This is a genomic window from Streptomyces sp. NPDC057136 (assembly GCF_042670885.1).
In the GTDB taxonomy this organism is placed as follows: Bacteria; Actinomycetota; Actinomycetes; order Streptomycetales; family Streptomycetaceae; genus Streptomyces.
Map to the genome: position 1 here is coordinate 258,917 of NZ_JBHUUV010000001.1, position 16,710 is coordinate 275,626.

Genomic DNA, 16,710 nt, shown 5'->3' on the forward strand with positions numbered 1-16,710 from the left:
GCCATGCCCAGTCAAGTCGGACACGGCCATCAACTGCCTTTATGTGTATGGACCTTGTATCGCCGGAACGGGTGCGGCCCCCTCCGGCGGATGGAGGGGGCCGCACCCGAGTTCAACGAGCAGCACGAGGAGACGGCTTGATTACGCCCATGCCTTCGAAAGGAAGGCGGCGGCGGCCATTACGCGGGCAGTTCGGCCTCGATGAGGTCGGCCGCTCGCTTCGTGCCGCCCTCCTGTGACATCCGCGCCCGTACGGCGGCGACCCTGGCCGCCACCTGCGGATCGTCGACGAGGGCGAGCACGGCCTCGCGCAGGGTTTCGGCGTTCGCCTCCTCCATCGGGAGATGCCGGGCGACGCCGAGCGCCTGGAGCATGTCCGCGTTGCCGAACTGGTCGACGGCCTGCGGAACGGCGACCATCGGGGTGCCGGTGGCGAGCCCTTCCTGACTGCCGCCGGCACCCGCGTGGGTGATGAAGACGTCCGCCTGCCTGAGCACCGCGAGCTGCGGCACCCAGGAGTGCACCTCCACAGTGGCGGGTACGTCCCCGAGTTCGGACGGGTCGACATGGGCGCCGATCTGGAGCACGACGTGCCAGCCGGGCAGATCGCCGAAGGCTTCGACGCAGTCGCGGTAGAAGGCGGGCTGCTTCGTGAACGAGGAGCCCAGGGAGACCAGAAGCACCTTCTCGGCCCCGGCCGGGCGCTGCCACTCCCCCTGGTCGGCCCGGTCGCCCTGGCACGCGCCGACGAAGGTGTGGACAGTGCGGTCCACCCGGTCGGCGTGCGGCTGGAGCGCCTCCGGGATGAGGACGAGGGCGCGGCGCGGCCGGGCCACGAAGTCGTCCGAGGACACGTCGCCCAGGCCGTTCTCCGCGAGCCAGGCCGCGAAGCGCGCGTAATAGGCCCTGCCCCGCTCGGTCCGCCTGAGCTCGGCGGTCATGGGCTCGCCGACCTCTTCCTCGTATCCGTCCCAGGGCACCAGGTTGGGCCAGAGGGAGACGGCAGGGACGCCCCAGCGGTGGGCGAGGAGGCGGGCCGGGTAGGAGGTGATGTCGTGGAGGACGAGGTCCGGCTCGTCCCCTTCGAAGGCGGCGGCGAGCTGGGGCAGGGCCTGAATGCCGTCGTTCAGGAAGGGTTCGATGTTGTCGATCAGTTCGGTGCCCCAGGCCTCGGGGTCGTCGTCGACGGGCAGCACCGAGGTGTAGAGCACGGGCTCGGCCCCGGTGGCCGCGACCTTCTCGGCGAAGGCGGCGGGGATGGCGTAACTGACGCGGTACCCACGGGCGACGAGCTCCCGGATGACTTCGAGGCTCGGGTTCACGTGCCCGTGGGCGGCGATGGAGAACATGACGATGTGGGCACGCGGGGATTCGGTCATGCGCTCACCTTAGGCGAGACGATACGTCTCGTCCATCTTAAATGCGCGGACCACTCAGCGCTGGTATCGGGCCAGGACCCGGTTCCCGTCGTCGACCAGGCGTTTTCGCAGTTCCTCCATGTCGATCGCCCCGCTGTAGAACTCCTGGAGGGCGGGGGTCGCGACCTTGTCCTTCCATTCGGGGTAGCCGCGCACGGACTGAGCGGGTGCCGGGCGCAGCGCCTTCGCCAGTGCGGTGCCGGTCGCCCAGCCGTTGTCGGTGGTGTGCAGGGCGGGGTCGGCGAGGGCTTCGGTGCCGGTCGGGAGCATCCAGTCGCCCTTGGCCAGGCGGACCATGTTCGGCGGGCGCAGCAGGAAGTCGATGAACCGCATCGCTTCCTTCTTGTACGGGCTGTCCTGGGCGACGGAGAGGGTCTGCGGGCTCACGCCCTGGGCGAGTCCGGCGGAGCCGGCCGGGGCGGGCAGAACCGTCCACTCGAATCCCTCGGGCGCCTGCTCGACGATCTGCTGACGGTAGGCGAAGCCCAGCGGGACCATGGCGTATCTGCCGCCGAAGAATCCGGGGAGCGTGTCCGAGCCGCCCATGCCCAGCGCCGTACGGGCGGCGCTGTGGTCGGTGCCGACCTGGTCGTGGATGGTTCCGGGGACCACCTGGTCGCCCTCTTCGAAGCGGATGGTCACCTTGCCGTCCGCGTCCCGGTGGAAGAGCTGCCCTCCGGCGGAGAGGCCGAGGTTGAGGGTGACGGAGACCGGTTCCTTGAGCGGCCAGGCGACCCCGTATCTCCCCTTCGCCGTCAGCTCCTTGGTGACCTGGCGGAACTCCGGCCAGGTCCATGGCCGCTCCGGGGTCGGGATGCGCACCCCGGACGCCTTGAGGATCTCGGTGTTGGCGATCAGGACCCGGGGTTCCTGGAGGAACGGGACGCCGTAGACACCGCCGTCGAACGTGGTCGTGCGCCAGGACTGCTCCGGGATATCGGCGGTGAGCCGCTCCGGCAGGAGCGTGCGCAGATCGGCGAGGTAGCCGCCGTACGCGAAGTCGGCGAGGTCGTCGGAGGCGTCGTGGATGACGTCCGGCGCCTCACCGCCCTCGAAGGAGGTGAGCAACTGGTCGTGGACGTTGTCCCAGCTGCCCTGGACGTAGTCCACCTGAATGTCGGGATGGGCCGCGTTCCACTCCTTCACCAGCTGCTTGTTGGCGTCGACGGACTCCTTCTGCCAGGCCAGCGACTGGAAGCTCAGCCTGATCGTGCCGTTCGCGTCCCTGCCGTCCCGGTCGTCGGCGCAGCCGCTGAGCAGCAGGGTCAGTGCGGTGGCCGCCGCCGCGGCGGCCCGGGTGAGTGCGCGCATCAGCTCTTCACCGCCCCGGCCATCATGCCGCCGGTGATCCGCCGCTGGATGACGGCGAAGAGGACGAGGGAGGGGAGGGTGGCGAGGAAGGCGGCGGCGGCGAGGGGCCCGAGGTCGGCCACGCCCTCCGCGCCGAGGAAGTGGGTCAGTACGACCGGCAAGGTCTGCTTCTCCGGTGTCTTGAGCAGGACGAGCGCGAAGAAGAACTCGTTCCACGCGGTGATGAACGCGAAGAGCGCGGTGGCCACGATCCCGGGCGCCAGCAGCGGGGCGGTGACGGAGACCAGGGTGCGCAGCTTTCCGGCCCCGTCGACGGCGGCCGCCTCTTCCAGTTCGGGCGGCACGGCACGCACGTACCCCGCCAGCATCCACAGCGCGAACGGCAGCGACCAGACCACGTACACCAGGATCAGCCCCCACAGCGAGTTGATCAGATGCAGATTCTTGAGGAGCAGGAACAGCGGAATGATGACCAGGACGAACGGGAACGCCTGGCTGACCACGACCCAGCCGGTCGCGGCGGTCGACAGCCTGCCGCGGTGGCGGGCCATCACGTAGGCCATGGGTGTGGCGATGAGCACCGCGATCGCGGCGGCGGAGACAGCTGCGATCAGCGAGTTGGCGGCGGCCTGGAGCAGCGGCTGTTCGTCGAAGGCCTGCCGGAAGTTGTCCAGGGTCGGATTCTCGGGAATCCAGGTGGGGTGCAGCGAGCCCAGTTCGCGGGCGGGCTTGAAGGCGGTGGAGATCAGCCAGGCGAACGGGAACGCCAGGAATACGAGGTAGCAGAGCAGTGCGGCGTACTGCCCGGCACGTGCGGCTCTGCTGGTACGGAGGCTCACTTGTCCTCGCCTCCCCTCAGGCGGCCGACGAGATGGACGGCGAGGATCACGGAGATCACCGCGACCATCACACAGCCCATAGCGGCGGCGTAACCGAACTGGCCGTAGCGGAACGCCTCTTCGTACGCGAAGAGCATCGGCAGGCGGGTACGGCCGCCGGGGCCGCCGGCGGTCAGGACGTAGACCAGCGCGAAGGAGTTGAAGTTCCAGATGAAGTTGAGTGCGGTGATGGCGAGGGCGACCGGTTTGATGGCCGGCCAGGTCACCGTACGGAAGCGGCGCCAGGCCCCCGCACCGTCGAGGGCCGCCGCCTCGTGGAGCTCGTGCGGGGTGTTCTGGAGCCCGGCGAGCAGCGCGACCGTGGTCTGGGGCATGCCGGCCCAGATGCCGACGACGATGACGGCGGGCAGCGCGGTGGCGAGGCCGGTGAGCCAGTCCCGGCCGTCGCCGAGACCGAGATCGCGGATGGTCTCGTTGAGGATGCCCGCGTCGGGGTTGTAGACCAGCCGCCACATGATGCCGACGACCACTTCGGGCATCGCCCACGGGATGATCGCCAGCGCTCGCGCCAGCCAGCGCATCCGGAGATTCTGGTTGAGCAGCAGGGCGAGGCCCAGCGCGAGCACGAACTGCGGGACGGTGACCCCGACCGCCCACAGCAGGCCGATGCGGAAGGAGTCCCAGAACAGGGTGTCGTGCAGGAGGTCCTGGAAGTTGAGCCCGCCGATCCACTGCGTGGACCGGGTGCGGCCGGACTGTGCGTCGGTGAAGGCCAGCGCGATGCCGTAGAGCAGCGGTCCGACGCTGAGGATCAGGATCGGGATCAGGGCAGGGAGCACCAGGAACCAGGCGGCTCTGTCCCGTCCGGCCCGCCGCTCGCGGCCGGACTGTCTCCCGCGTGGATCCTTGCGCCCGGACCGCCCCGTTGCGGTCGCCAGTGTCACGGATTCGACCCCTTTGCTCCATTGCATCGGATTCATTCCGGTCTGGCCGCCCAGGTGGCCTCCGTCATCGTGCTGACGGGCCGTCCGTTCGTCAAGGTGGCCTGCAGGGATGCGAAAATCGGGAGCATGAACGACATGCGTGCGCGCGAGGTACTGAGCGCCGCCGGACTGCCCGGCGACGCGGAACTGATCGCGCTGGGCGAGAACGCGGTATTCGCCGTCGGCGAGCTGGTGGTCAAGGTCGGCCGGGACGCCGCGCTCCACCCGGAGCTGCGCGAGCGGGCCGAACGCGAACTGGCCGTCGCCCAGTGGCTCGCCGCGTCCGACGTCCCCGCCGTACGGGCCGCCGAGCCCGGGGCGCGGCTGGTCGAGGGCCACCCGGTGACACTGTGGCACCGGCTCCCGGCTGCCGTGCGCCCCGCCGAGCCGCGGGATCTGGCGCCGCTCCTCACGCGCGTGCACGCGCTGAGCGCGCCGGAGGATTTCGTGCTGCCGCGCCGTGAACTGCTCGGCGGCGTCGAGCGCTGGCTGACGCTGGCGGGCGACGCGATCGACCGGGCCGACGCCGATTTCCTGCGCGAGCGCCGCGACGGCTTCGCGACGGCGGCCGCCGCCCTGACCCCGCACCTGGCGCCGGGCCCGATCCACGGCGACGCGCTTCCGCGCAACGTCCACATCGGCCCGGACGGACCGGTGCTGGTCGATCTGGAGACCTTCTCCGCGGATCTGCGGGAACACGACCTGGTGGTACTGGCCCTCTCCCGCGACCGGTACGGCCTGCCCGCCCAGGCGTACGACGCGTTCACGGCGGCGTACGGCTGGGACGTCCGGGAGTGGGAGGGCTGTACGGTCCTGCGCGGCGCCCGGGAGACGGCGAGCTGCGCCTGGGTCGCGCAGCACGCCCCGGCCAACCCGAAGGCGCTGGCGGAGTTCCGCCGGAGAGTGGCGTCGCTCCGCGACAACGACCCCGAGGTCCGCTGGTACCCGTTCTAGAAGGTCACCGCGTCGCGGATCAGGGGGCAGGTCATGCAGTGCCCGCCACCGCGACCGCGGCCGAGCTCGGCGCCGACGATGGTGATGACCTCGACACCCGCCTTGCGTAGGAGGGTGTTGGTCTGGGTGTTGCGGTCGTACGTGAAGACCACACCGGGCTCCAGTGCGACCGCGTTGTTGCCGCTGTCCCACTGCTGGCGCTCGGAGGCGTACACGTCGCCGCCCGTCTCGATGACCCGCAGCTCCGGCAGCCCGAGCGCCTTGGCGACCACGTCGACGAAGGCGCGTGATCCTTCGTCGGTGATGTCGAGGCCGGGGGCCTTGTCGCCCGGTCGCAGCGAGAAGGTGTGGACGGCGTCCATGATGGCCGGGTAGAGCGTGACGATGTCCCGGTCGGCGAAGGTGAACACGGTGTCGAGATGCATCGCGGACCGCAGTTTGGGCATGCCGGCGACGATGACGTGCTCGGCCGCCCCGTTCGCGAACAGCGACTGGGCGACCTGGGTGATGGCCTGCCGGGAGGTGCGCTCGCTCATGCCCATGAGGACGACGCCGTTACCCACCGGCATGATGTCGCCGCCCTCGAACGTGGCCTGACCCCAGTCCTGTTCGGGATCGCCCCACCACACGGTGGAGTCCATGAAGTCGGGGTGGAAGAGGTAGACGGCCTTCATCAGGAGCGTCTCGTCGTGCCGGGCGGGCCAGTACAGCGGATTGAGGGTCACGCCGCCGTACAGCCAGCAGGTGGTGTCCCGGGTGTAGAGCGTGTTCGGCAGCGGCGGCATGAGGTATTCGCGGACCCCGGTGGACTCCCGGGCCAGCGCCACATACCCGGAGCGGAATTCGTCCGGCAGGTCGGCGGTGGCGAGACCGCCGATCAGGTACTCGGCCAGCCGGCGCGGGGCGAGCGTCTCCAGGAAGGCCCGGGTGTTGTCGATGAGTCCGACGCCGACCTCGTTGGCGGTGATCTTCCGGTCGAGGAGCCAGTTCCTGGCCTCGGGGACCGCCATGGTCTGCGCGAGCAGTTCGTGCAGTTCGACGACGTCGACGCCCCGGTGCCGGAGCTTGTTGACGAAATCCGCGTGGTCCCGCTGGGCGTTCTCGACCCACATCACGTCATCGAAGAGCAGATCGTCGGAATTGGTGGGGGTGAGGCGGCGGTGCGCCATCCCGGGCTCGCAGACCAGGACCTTGCGGAGCCGGCCGACCTCCGAGTGGACGCCGTACGGTGTGGCGGCGGTGGGGGTGTCGGGGGTTGTCACGGTGTGCCTTTCCGGAGTGGCTCGGGTGGTGGCGTGGCCGGTGGTCTGAGCGGTCAGAGGCTGATCCAGCCGGCGGCGAGAGCGACGACGCCGAGAAGCGCACCGGCCACGGAGACGGCGAGGATGACGAGCTCGCGCGGGGAGAACAGCTGCTTGTCCTGCTCCCGCCTGGCCATGACGAAGAGGATCGTGGCCGGGGCGTAGACGATGAAGGAGACGAGGACGAACTTCAGGCCGGCCGCGTAGAGCAGGAACGCGGTGTACAGCGTCGCGACCACGCTCACGGTGAGGTCGCGCCGGCGGCCGGCGGCCGTGTCGCCCTCGTCGGGCCTCAGCATGATCTTGACTGCGTAGCCCGCGGCGAGCAGGAACGGGATCAGGGTCAGGGCACTGGTCAGATCGAGCGCGAAGTTGAACGCGTCGTCGGAGAACAGCGTGACGACGAGCACGACCTGCGTCAGCACCGTCGTCATCAGGAGCGCGGGTACGGGAACGTCGGCAGCGGTGGAGCGTCGGAGGAACCGGGGCATGTCGTCGTCCTTGGCCGCGACGAACAGCACCTCGGCGGCCATCAGCGTCCAGGCGAGGTAGGCCCCGAGTACGGAGACGATCAGGCCGACGCTGACGAACACGCTGCCCCAGGTGCCGACGGCGGATTCCAGGACCGCGGCCATCGAGGGCTGCCGCAGTTCGGCCATCTCGGCCATCGGCATGATGCCGTACGAGACGATCGTGACCGAGGCGAAGACGGCGAAGACGCTGAGGAAGCCGAGGATCGTCGCCTTTCCCACGTCCTCCCGCCGTTTGGCGTGGCGTGAGTAGACGCTGGCGCCCTCGACACCGAGGAAGACGAACACCGTGGCCAGCATCGTGCCGCGCACCTGGTTGAACAGGGAGCCGGAGTAGTCGGCGCCGCCGAAGTTGTCCGCGAAGACATCGGCCTTGAAATAGAAGAGGGCGAGGAGGACGAAGACCAGGATCGGCACGACCTTGGCGACCGTCACGATCTTGTTGATCGCCGCAGCTTCTTTGATGCCCCGGCGGATAAGGAAGTAGAAACACCACAGGCCCACCGAGGAAAGGGCCGCGGCGAGCACGGTGTCACCGTCGCCGAGCGCGGGCCAGATCGCCCCGATCGTCGACATGATGAGGACCCAGTAGGTCACGTTGCCGACGCAGGCGCTCGCCCAGTAACCGAACGCGGCGAAGAAACCGAGGTATTCGCCGAATCCGGCCTTGGCGTAGGCGTACACACCCGCGTCGAGCCGGGGTCTGCGGATCGCGAGCGCCTGGAAGACGAAGGCGAGCATCAGCATGCCGGTGCCCGCGATGGCCCAGGCGATGAGGGCGCCCGCGACACCTGTCTCCTGGGCGAAACGCCGCGGCAGCGAGAACACGCCGGCGCCCACCATCGAGCCGACGACCATCGTGGTCAGTGTCAGCAACGTCAGCTTGGCCGCGGTCGGGACTCGCGCGGCCGTATCGGTACCGGCGTCAGCGTGGCTCATGTCTTCCCTCGTCGGTGCGGCGCGTTCCGGGGACCGGGAAGGACGGCCGACAGACGGGGAGAGTGACACGGGTCCCGTCAGGAGGCGGCTCGTATCTGCCGCATCGCCCATCCAACGGGAGTGAATCTACGCCGTAAAGCGCTATTTGCCCCTTTTGGAGGCTTTGACGGTGTGTACCTTGCCCGGACGCGAAGCCGTTCCGGGCGGGCCGTTGCTCAGCCGGCCACGGGCGCCGGTTCGCGCAGCGGCCAGCGGCCGTCGATCACCGCGTCGGCCGTGCCCTTGCGGCGCAGGAACTGCTGGAAGTCGGCCGCCCACTCCGCGTACCAGCCGATCTGGCGCTCGTGCAGCTCGGCGGGGGTCAGCGCGGCCACCGAGCCGTGCCGCCCGGCTATCGCGTATGCCACGCGCACCGCGGCGAGCGCGTCCGCGCCCGCGTCATGGGCACCTCCGTGCACCACCCCGTACTCGACGCAGACGGCTTCCAGCGTGCGCTTGCCCTTGCGGTAGCGGTCGACGGCACGGTCGATGGTGTACGGGTCGACGACCGGGCCGATCCCCGCCCCGCCGAGCCGGTCGCTCAGCGACGGCAGTCCGTGGCGCCGCAACTCGGCCGTCAGCAGCGTCAGATCGAATGCCGCGTTGTACGCGACGACCGGCACGCCCCGGCGCCAGCACTCCACGAGGGTCTCCGCGATCTCGTCCGCCACCTCGCGCACCGGCCGGCCTTCGGCCGCCGCCCGCTCGCTGCTGATGCCGTGGATCGCCGAGGCCTGTGCGGGAATCAGGACGCCCGGATCGGCCAGCCAGGTGCGCTGACGCAGCGGCTCGCCGTCCCGGCCGTCGACCTCGACGACCGCCGCCGTCACGATCCGCGCCTCCTGCGGCTCCGTACCCGTCGTCTCCAGGTCGAAGCCGACCAGTGGCTCCCTGTGCCAGCCCATCCCGTACCTCCTACGTGGTGCTCTCCCCCGAATGACGACCACCATCGCACGCACCACTGACAACGCTTCGGGGTGGTGGCCCCGAAGGCCCCCCGGCGTCTCAGGACACCGGCCGGGAGTCCGTCCAGACCGACTCGAACTCCTCGCGGTACGTCTCGAAGAGACCGTGTTCGCTGTCCTGCCCCGCCCGGACCACCGCGCGGCCCCCGCCCCGCAGCACCAGCACGGGCGCCTCCATGCCGCGTGCGCGCCGCAGATACGGCTGGACGACGCCGACCGCGTCGGGACCGTCGCCGTCCACCAGATAGGCCGTGAAGCGGGGGGTCTCGTCGAAGACCTGGATCTCGAAGGCCCCCGGGTCGCGGAGCTTGGAGCGGACCCGGCGCATATGAAGGATGTTCATCTCCACCGAACGGCTCAGCTCGCCCTTCTTGAGCCCCAGTTCCCGTTCCCGGCGCTTGACCGCGCTGCTCGCCGGGTTGATGAAGAGCAGCCGGACCCGGCAGCCCGATTCGGCGAGCCTGACCAGCCGTCGGCCGGAGAAGTTCTGCACGAGCAGATTGAGCCCTATACCGATCGCATCCAGGCGGCGCGCCCCGCCGAACAGATCCTCGGCGGGCAGCTGGCGCTGGAGCCGTACGCGGTCGGGGTGGACGGAGACCACGTCGGCGTACCGGTCACCGACCAGTTCCTCGACGGCGTCCACGGGCAGCCGGTCGGCGGACGGAACAGCTGCCCCGCTGCCCAGGATCTCCAGGAGGCGTGCGGAGGCCCGTTCGGCCTGGGCGAGGACCGCCTCGTTCAGGGCGCGGTTGCGGGAGACCACATTGCGCGCCACCTCCAGCTCGTCGAGGGCCAGCTCGACATCGCGGCGGTCGTCGAAGTAGGGCTCGAAGCAGGGCCAGTGCTGGACCATCAGCTCCCGCAGCTGCGGGAGCGTCAGGAAGCTGAGGACGTTGTCGTCGGCCGGATCGAGCAGATAGCCCTTGCGGCGCGAGACCTCGCGGACGGCGACGGCCCGCTGCACCCACTCCTGCCCGGCGGGCCCGGCGGCGGCCACCACCCAGTCCTCGCCGTGCACGGGCTCGTAGATGGGCCGGAGCACCGCGGCGACCACGGCACGCAGCCGCTGTTCGACGAGATTCAGCCAGATGTAGGCCCGCCCTGCCCGCTGGGCGCGCGTACGGACCTCGCCCCAGGCGTCCGCTCCCCAGTCCAGCTCCGCGCCTATCTCCATGGGCTGTGCAAGGGAGACCGCCCCTGGCGGGGCATCGGTCGATTCCCCCTCGTGACCTGGGCCACCTGGGGGTAGCTCGAAGCCTCCCGAGCTCACCCGCGTACCGCCTTCCACTCCCCCACCAACGATCAAGGAAGGGTACTCCGCGAGGGTGAGCCGGTGCAGCCCGATGCGCAGGCTGCTTTCCCAACTGCCATGTGAATCAAGCCTGTTCCCCTCGGCGAGATCGGGTGGAGTGAGCCGATTCATAGTGATTAGGCACCCCGCCCCCGGCCACCCGGCGCACAGTCCGGCGCACGGGGCGCACGGATTCCTGTCCGGAGCGGTACCGAAGTGCCCGATGTTGACAGCACCGGCCGACGTGCTAGGCGCACGCCCTACTTTCGGGGAGTATCGGGACGAAGACCCCGCAGCACCCGGATCAGAAGTGGAAGAGTCGATCTATGCAGGTCTGGCCGGGACAGGCGTATCCCCTCGGTGCCACGTACGACGGCGCCGGTACCAACTTCGCGGTCTTTTCGGAGGCCGCCAACCGAATCGAGTTGTGCCTCCTGCACGACGACGGTTCCGAAACGGCGGTGGAGCTCCGCGAGACCGATGCCTTCGTCCGCCATGCCTACCTGCCCGGTGTGATGCCGGGTCAGCGGTACGGCTTCCGGGTCCACGGACCGTACGAACCGCAGCGCGGACAGCGCTGCAATTCGGCGAAGCTGCTGCTCGACCCGTACGCGCGAGCGGTCTCCGGGAAGATCGAGTGGGGCGAGGCGGTGTACGGCTATCCGTTCGGCCGGCCCGACGCCCGTAACGACCTCGACTCCGCTCCGCACACCATGAGCTCGGTCGTGGTCAATCCGTACTTCGACTGGGGCGACGACCGGCCGCCCCGGACGGGCTACCACCGCACGGTGATCTACGAGGCCCATGTGAAGGGCCTGACGATGCTGCATCCGGGGCTGCCCGAGGAGCTGCGCGGTACGTACGCGGGGCTGGCCCATCCGGAGGTCATCGCCCATCTGACGGAGCTGGGCGTGACGGCGATCGAACTGATGCCGGTGCATCAGTTCGTCCAGGACCATCGTCTGGCGGACTCGGACCTGGCCAACTACTGGGGCTACAACACCATCGGTTTCTTCGCCCCGCACAACGCGTACGCGTCCTGGGGCGACCGCGGCGAGCAGGTGCTGGAGTTCAAGCAGGCCGTCCGGGCCCTGCACAAGGCGGGCATCGAGGTGATCCTCGACGTGGTCTACAACCACACTGCCGAGGGCAACCATCTCGGGCCGACGCTCTCCTTCCGGGGCCTGGACAACGCTTCGTACTACCGGCTGGCCGACGACCAGCGGTACTACATGGACACCACCGGGACCGGGAACTCCCTGCTCATGCGGTCGCCGCACGTCCTGCAACTGATCATGGACTCGCTGCGGTACTGGGTGACCGAGATGCACGTCGACGGGTTCCGCTTCGATCTGGCGGCGACCCTGGCACGCCAGTTCCACGAGGTGGACCGGCTGTCGTCGTTCTTCGACCTGGTGCAGCAGGACCCGGTGGTCAGCCAGGTGAAGCTGATCGCCGAGCCGTGGGACGTCGGCGAGGGCGGCTATCAGGTGGGGAACTTCCCGCCGCTGTGGACCGAGTGGAACGGCAAGTACCGCGACACGGTGCGGGACCTGTGGCGGGGCGAACCACGGACGCTCGCCGAATTCGCCGGGCGGCTGACGGGCTCCTCCGACCTGTACCAGGACGACGGCCGTCGGCCGCTCGCCTCGATCAACTTCACCACCTGCCACGACGGCTTCACCCTGCACGACCTCGTCTCGTACAACGGCAAGCGCAACGACGCCAACGGCGAAGGCAACCGGGACGGCGAGAGCCACAACCGGTCCTGGAACTGCGGGGCCGAGGGCGAGACCGAGAACAAGGAAGTCCTGGAGCTGCGCAACCGCCAGATGCGCAACTTCATCGCCACGCTGATGCTGTCCCAGGGTGTGCCGATGCTGAGCCACGGGGACGAGTTCGCCCGTACGCAGCACGGCAACAACAACGCCTACTGCCAGGACAACGAGCTGGCGTGGGTCCACTGGCCCGACCCCGCCGCCCGTACGGCGGACGGCGAGGAGGGTGAGGACGGGAGTGCTTCCGGTGCGGACACCGGTCTGCTGGAGTTCACCCGCGCCATGGTGTGGCTGCGCCGCGACCATCCGGTGTTCAGGCGCAGGCGGTTCTTCCACGGCCGGCCGGTGGAGGGCACGCACGACGAGCTCTCCGACATCGCCTGGTTCACCCCGCAGGGGCAGGAGATGACCCAGCGGGACTGGCAGGCCGCGCATGCCAAGGCCATGACGGTCTTTCTGAACGGGCACGCGATCTCGGAACCCGGTCCGCGCGGCGAGCGGATCTCCGACGACTCGTTCCTGCTGATGTTCAATGCCGGTGCCGACACCCTGGAGTTCGCCGTTCCGGTGAATCACGGGCGGCGGTGGCAGATCGTCGTCGACACGGCCCGCTCGGACGGTGTGCCGCCCGCCACCGGGCCGAAGGTCTCGGCGGGTGAGCGGGTCACGCTGATCGGGCGCAGTCTGACGGTCCTGAAGCGCCCGGCGTAGCGGAGGCGAGGGCCCTCCGGCGGGTGAATCCGATGCCGCCGGAGGGGGTCCTTCCGCACGGGCCGTGACACAGACGGCTCCCCGATGGGTACTTACGTGTTCATGACGCCCACCGCCACATACCGGCTCCAGCTCCAACCGGACTTCCCCTTCTCCGCTGCCGGTAAGGCAGTGCCGTATCTCGCCGCGCTCGGTGTCTCCCATCTGCATCTGTCGCCCGTCCTGGAGGCGGTCCCCGGCTCCCGGCACGGCTACGACGTCGTCGACCACAGTCGCGTACGCGCCGAACTGGGCGGCGAGGCGGGGCTGCGGCAGCTGTCCGCCACCGCCCGGGAGTACGGCCTCGGACTGATCCTTGACATCGTGCCCAACCACATGGCCGCCGCGCCCCGCCACAACCGGCAGCTGTGGGAGGTGCTGCGCGAGGGGCGGGCGTCCCCGTACGCGCAGTGGTTCGACATCGACTGGACGGCGGGCGGCGGCAAGGTGTTGCTGCCCGTGCTCGCGGGACCGCTCGCCGACGAGATCGGCCGCTTCGAGGTCGGCTCCTTGGGGGTCGGCTCCTTCGGGGCCGGCTCCGAAGAGGGCTCCGGTGCGCGGGTGCTGCGCTACGGCGAGCAGGAGTTCCCCCTGCGCGAGGGGACGGCGGACATGCCCCTGCCCGAACTGCTCGACGCCCAGCACTACCGGCTCGCCTGGTGGCGCCTGGCACGCACCGAGCTGAACTACCGGCGGTTCTTCACCATCTCCGAGCTGATCGGCGTGCGCGTGGAGCACCCCGAGGTCTTCGCCGCCACACACGCCAAGATCCTCGAACTCCTGAGCGACGGCGTCGTCGACGGGCTGCGTATCGACCATCCTGACGGACTCGCCGAACCCGCCGCCTATCTGGAGCAGCTGAGCGAGGCGACCGGCGGCAGCTGGACGGTGGTGGAGAAGATCCTCACCGGCTCCGAAACCCTGCCCGCGGGCTGGGCGGTCGCCGGTACGACGGGGTACGACGCGCTCCACCGGATCGACGGGCTGTTCACCGACCCGACGGGCGCGGCGGACCTGCTCGGCCGGTACCGGGACTTCGCCGGGCCTCCCGGGGACCGCGGGGGCTACTGGACGGCGACGGTGCGCCGGGCGGCGTACCGCGTGGTCAACCACGAACTGGCCGCCGAGACCCAGTGGCTGGCCCGGCTCGCCACCCAGGTCTGCGCCCAGGACCCCGCCCTGCGCGACCACGCCCCGTGGGCGCTGCACGCGGCCGTCACGGAACTGCTCGTCCGGATCCCCGTCTACCGGCCGTACGTCACCGCGGGCGGCCCGGTCACGGAGCTCGCGGAATCGGCGCTTCCGGCCGCGGCGGTACGGGACGCGAAGGCGGTGTTCTCCGTGCCCGAGGAGGCGACGGCCGTCGATGTCGTGCGGGAGCTGGCGCTGGGGCGGCTGGGCGAGGGCGAGGCGCAGACGGCGTTCTGCGCCCGGTTCGCGCAGACGGCGTCCGCGCTGCACGCCAAGTCGGTCGAGGACACGGCCTTCTACCGCTACGTCCCGCTCATCTCGGCGACCGAGGTGGGCGGTGATCCGGGCCGGCCCGCGGTGACGCCGGAGGAGTTCCACGCGTTCTGCGCCCGTCTCGCCCGTGACTGGCCCGCCACGGGCACGGTGCTGACCACGCACGACACCAAGCGGAGCGCCGATGTACGGGCCCGGATCGCGGTGCTCTCGGAGTGCACCGAGCAGTGGTCGTCCCTGGTGGCGCAGTTGAGCCGGGCCACTGCTGTGGCCGCTCCCGACCCGCAGCTGGCCTGGCAGGCGTGGCAGTCCGCGTACGGCTGCGCGGGCCTGCCGGCGCAGGAGCTTGCGGCGCGGCTGGAGCCCGCGCTGCTCAAGTCCGTACGGGAGGCCGGTCTGTTCACCAGCTGGACCGAGCCCGATCCGGCGTACGAGCGGGCGGTGGCGGACTTCGTCGCGGCGGGGCCCGGAAGTGTCGCGGGTCCCGCGCGTGCGCTGCTGACGCGGTTCGCGGCCACGTTCGGCCCCCAGGTGCGGGCCAATGTGCTGGGTGCGGCGCTGGTGCAGCTGACGATGCCGGGGGTGCCGGATCTGTATCAGGGCACGGAGCGGGAGTACCTCGCCCTCGTCGACCCGGACAACCGCAGGCCGTTCCGGGAACCCGACCGCGAGGCGGATGAGAAGACGGCGGTGACGGTGGCGGCACTGGGTCTGCGCCGTGAGCGGCCGGAGCTCTTCGGGGAGTCGGGGACGTACACCCCGCTGGCGGCACGCGGCCCGGCGGCGGCCCACTGTCTGGCCTTCTCCCGGTCGGGCGAGGCGGTCACCGCGGTGACCCGGCTGTCCCTGCGCCTCGCGGAGGAGGGCGGCTGGCGCGGCACGGTGCTGACGCTGCCCGACGCGGGGCCCTGGCACGATCTGCTGGCGCCGGGACGCGAGTTCACAGGTCCGGCGGTCGAGGTGGCCGAGTTGTTCGCCGAACGGCCGGTGGCATTGCTCCGTAAGGCCGTACAAGGAGTGTTCGCGGGCCTCGGGTGAGGAGACCGGTGGCGGTGGGACGGAAGCCTTCCGCCCAGCGGATGCCGGGCATGGCGTCGAGCAGGGCGTGCAGCCCCAGTTCGGCTTCCAGCCGGCCGAGGAGTACGGCGGGGCAGTGGGCGGGGCCGGTGGTGAGGTGTCCCGGGTCGGGCCTGAACGGGTCGAAGCGGTCGGGTGCGGCGAACCGGTCGGGGTCGCGTCCCGCCGCGCCCATCAGACAGGCGACGGGCGCCCCTGCGGGGAGTGTGCCGCCGCTGACGGAGACGTCGGTGAGGGTGCGGCGCAGGACGATCTGCACGGGCGGGTCACGGCGCAGGGTTTCCGTCCAGGCGCCCACGATCAGGTCGGGGTCGGTGCCCAGGACTTCCAGGAGGCAGGGCTCGTCCAGGACGTTGGCGAGGAACGAGGCGAGGGCCGTTTCGCGGAGCGCGGTGTGCACGGCGCAGATGGTCACCGAGGACCGGGCTATCCGGAGGTGGAGGTCGGTGCGGGACAGCCGGGTGAGGTCGGGGTGGGAGAGCCCGGCCGCGGTGACGGCGCCGCCGAGCGGGAGCCAGTGGCAGAACTCCGTTACGAGGTCCGCCTCTTGGCGGTCGGCTATTCGGCGTGCCAGGACGTAGGCGGTCCGTTCCAGGGCCTCGCTGCCGTGCGCCGGCTGGGCTGCGGGCCGGTGCCGGGCGCCACCGGGCAGGGGCGCGCAGTCGAGGCTGCCCCGGCAGAGTCCGAGGGGCGCGGGGCTGCCGCGGGGAGCGCCTTCGTGCGGGTAGCCGGCGAACCGGGGGTCGGTGAGTGCGGCCGCCACATCGGCGTACCGGCTGAGCAGCCAGGCGCCGAGGCCCCTGTCGTACGTCAGCGGGTGGTCCTCGCGCAGACGGCGGTAGAGGTGCAGCCGGAACGGGTCCCGGTCCGCCCCGGGCGTCAGGACGCTGGGCCCCGCCGTGCCCTCCCGGGTGCGGGGGCTGTTGGTGCCGGGGGATTCCGCGGGCGGGCCGGTCTGCATCCGTACCCCCCGAGGTGCGTACGTCGCCGTCCGACGCGTGTGCCCCCAGCCGACCATTGCCGGGGGCCTGGCGCAGTGGAGGTACGGCCATTCGGGTGACGACGGAA

12 protein-coding genes are annotated in these 16,710 nt (G+C 70.4%); 3 read left to right on the forward strand and 9 right to left on the reverse strand.

Going from position 1 to position 16,710, the window contains the following annotated elements; all coding sequences use genetic code 11:
* Nucleotides 1-179: 179 nt before the first annotated feature.
* From mgt to ACFT7S_RS01255, 4 genes are read right to left on the reverse strand one after another with little or no spacing between them, the layout of a single operon-like run.
* Nucleotides 180-1,379 carry a macrolide-inactivating glycosyltransferase gene (gene mgt / locus ACFT7S_RS01240; protein ID WP_382725266.1) on the reverse strand — a complete coding sequence of 400 codons (1,200 nt, stop codon included), beginning with the start codon at nucleotides 1,377-1,379 and terminating at the stop codon, nucleotides 180-182.
* Nucleotides 1,380-1,433: 54 nt separating this feature from the next.
* Nucleotides 1,434-2,729, reverse strand: a complete 1,296-nt coding sequence (locus ACFT7S_RS01245) for an ABC transporter substrate-binding protein (protein ID WP_382725268.1) — start codon at nucleotides 2,727-2,729, stop codon at nucleotides 1,434-1,436.
* The gene (locus tag ACFT7S_RS01250) at nucleotides 2,729-3,568 is read right to left on the reverse strand and encodes a carbohydrate ABC transporter permease (protein WP_382725270.1); all 840 of its coding nucleotides are present in this window, start codon (nucleotides 3,566-3,568) and stop codon (nucleotides 2,729-2,731) included. Before ACFT7S_RS01250 ends, ACFT7S_RS01245 begins: the two co-directional genes overlap by 1 nt.
* The gene (locus tag ACFT7S_RS01255; RefSeq protein ID WP_382725272.1) at nucleotides 3,565-4,539 is read right to left on the reverse strand and encodes a carbohydrate ABC transporter permease; all 975 of its coding nucleotides are present in this window, start codon (nucleotides 4,537-4,539) and stop codon (nucleotides 3,565-3,567) included. The genes ACFT7S_RS01250 and ACFT7S_RS01255 overlap by 4 nt, the downstream gene beginning before the upstream one ends.
* Nucleotides 4,540-4,638: 99 nt before the next feature.
* Here ACFT7S_RS01255 and ACFT7S_RS01260 point away from each other — a divergent pair, with 99 nt between their 5' ends.
* Entirely contained in the window at nucleotides 4,639-5,505 is an 867-nt protein-coding gene (locus tag ACFT7S_RS01260; RefSeq protein WP_382725274.1) for a phosphotransferase enzyme family protein, read from the forward strand.
* Here ACFT7S_RS01260 and ACFT7S_RS01265 read toward each other — a convergent pair.
* The 4 genes from ACFT7S_RS01265 to ACFT7S_RS01280 form a co-directional block, all read right to left on the reverse strand.
* Nucleotides 5,502-6,767 (reverse strand): arginine deiminase, encoded by a 1,266-nt coding sequence (locus tag ACFT7S_RS01265; protein WP_382725276.1) that lies wholly within the window; start codon nucleotides 6,765-6,767, stop codon nucleotides 5,502-5,504. The two genes, ACFT7S_RS01260 and ACFT7S_RS01265, sit on opposite strands and share 4 nt — an antisense overlap.
* 53 nt (nucleotides 6,768-6,820) lie before the next feature.
* On the reverse strand, nucleotides 6,821-8,275 hold the full coding sequence (locus ACFT7S_RS01270) for a basic amino acid/polyamine antiporter (protein ID WP_382725278.1): 1,455 nt from the start codon (nucleotides 8,273-8,275) through the stop codon (nucleotides 6,821-6,823).
* A gap of 215 nt (nucleotides 8,276-8,490) precedes the next feature.
* The gene (locus tag ACFT7S_RS01275) at nucleotides 8,491-9,219 is read right to left on the reverse strand and encodes a 3'-5' exonuclease (RefSeq protein ID WP_382725280.1); all 729 of its coding nucleotides are present in this window, start codon (nucleotides 9,217-9,219) and stop codon (nucleotides 8,491-8,493) included.
* A 100-nt stretch (nucleotides 9,220-9,319) separates the two neighbouring features.
* Entirely contained in the window at nucleotides 9,320-10,552 is a 1,233-nt protein-coding gene (locus tag ACFT7S_RS01280) for an SAV2148 family HEPN domain-containing protein (RefSeq protein ID WP_382725282.1), read from the reverse strand.
* 347 nt (nucleotides 10,553-10,899) lie between these two features.
* Between ACFT7S_RS01280 and glgX the strand changes: the two genes are divergently transcribed.
* Nucleotides 10,900-13,062 (forward strand): glycogen debranching protein GlgX, encoded by a 2,163-nt coding sequence (gene glgX, locus ACFT7S_RS01285; RefSeq protein WP_382725284.1) that lies wholly within the window; start codon nucleotides 10,900-10,902, stop codon nucleotides 13,060-13,062.
* Between the two features lie 102 nt (nucleotides 13,063-13,164).
* Nucleotides 13,165-15,603 carry a malto-oligosyltrehalose synthase gene (treY, locus tag ACFT7S_RS01290; RefSeq protein WP_382725890.1) on the forward strand — a complete coding sequence of 813 codons (2,439 nt, stop codon included), beginning with the start codon at nucleotides 13,165-13,167 and terminating at the stop codon, nucleotides 15,601-15,603.
* Here treY and ACFT7S_RS01295 read toward each other — a convergent pair.
* Nucleotides 15,506-16,603: a cytochrome P450 gene (locus tag ACFT7S_RS01295; protein WP_382725286.1), complete on the reverse strand. Its 1,098-nt coding sequence runs from the start codon at nucleotides 16,601-16,603 to the stop codon at nucleotides 15,506-15,508. The genes treY and ACFT7S_RS01295 overlap by 98 nt on opposite strands.
* Nucleotides 16,604-16,710 lie beyond the last annotated feature (107 nt).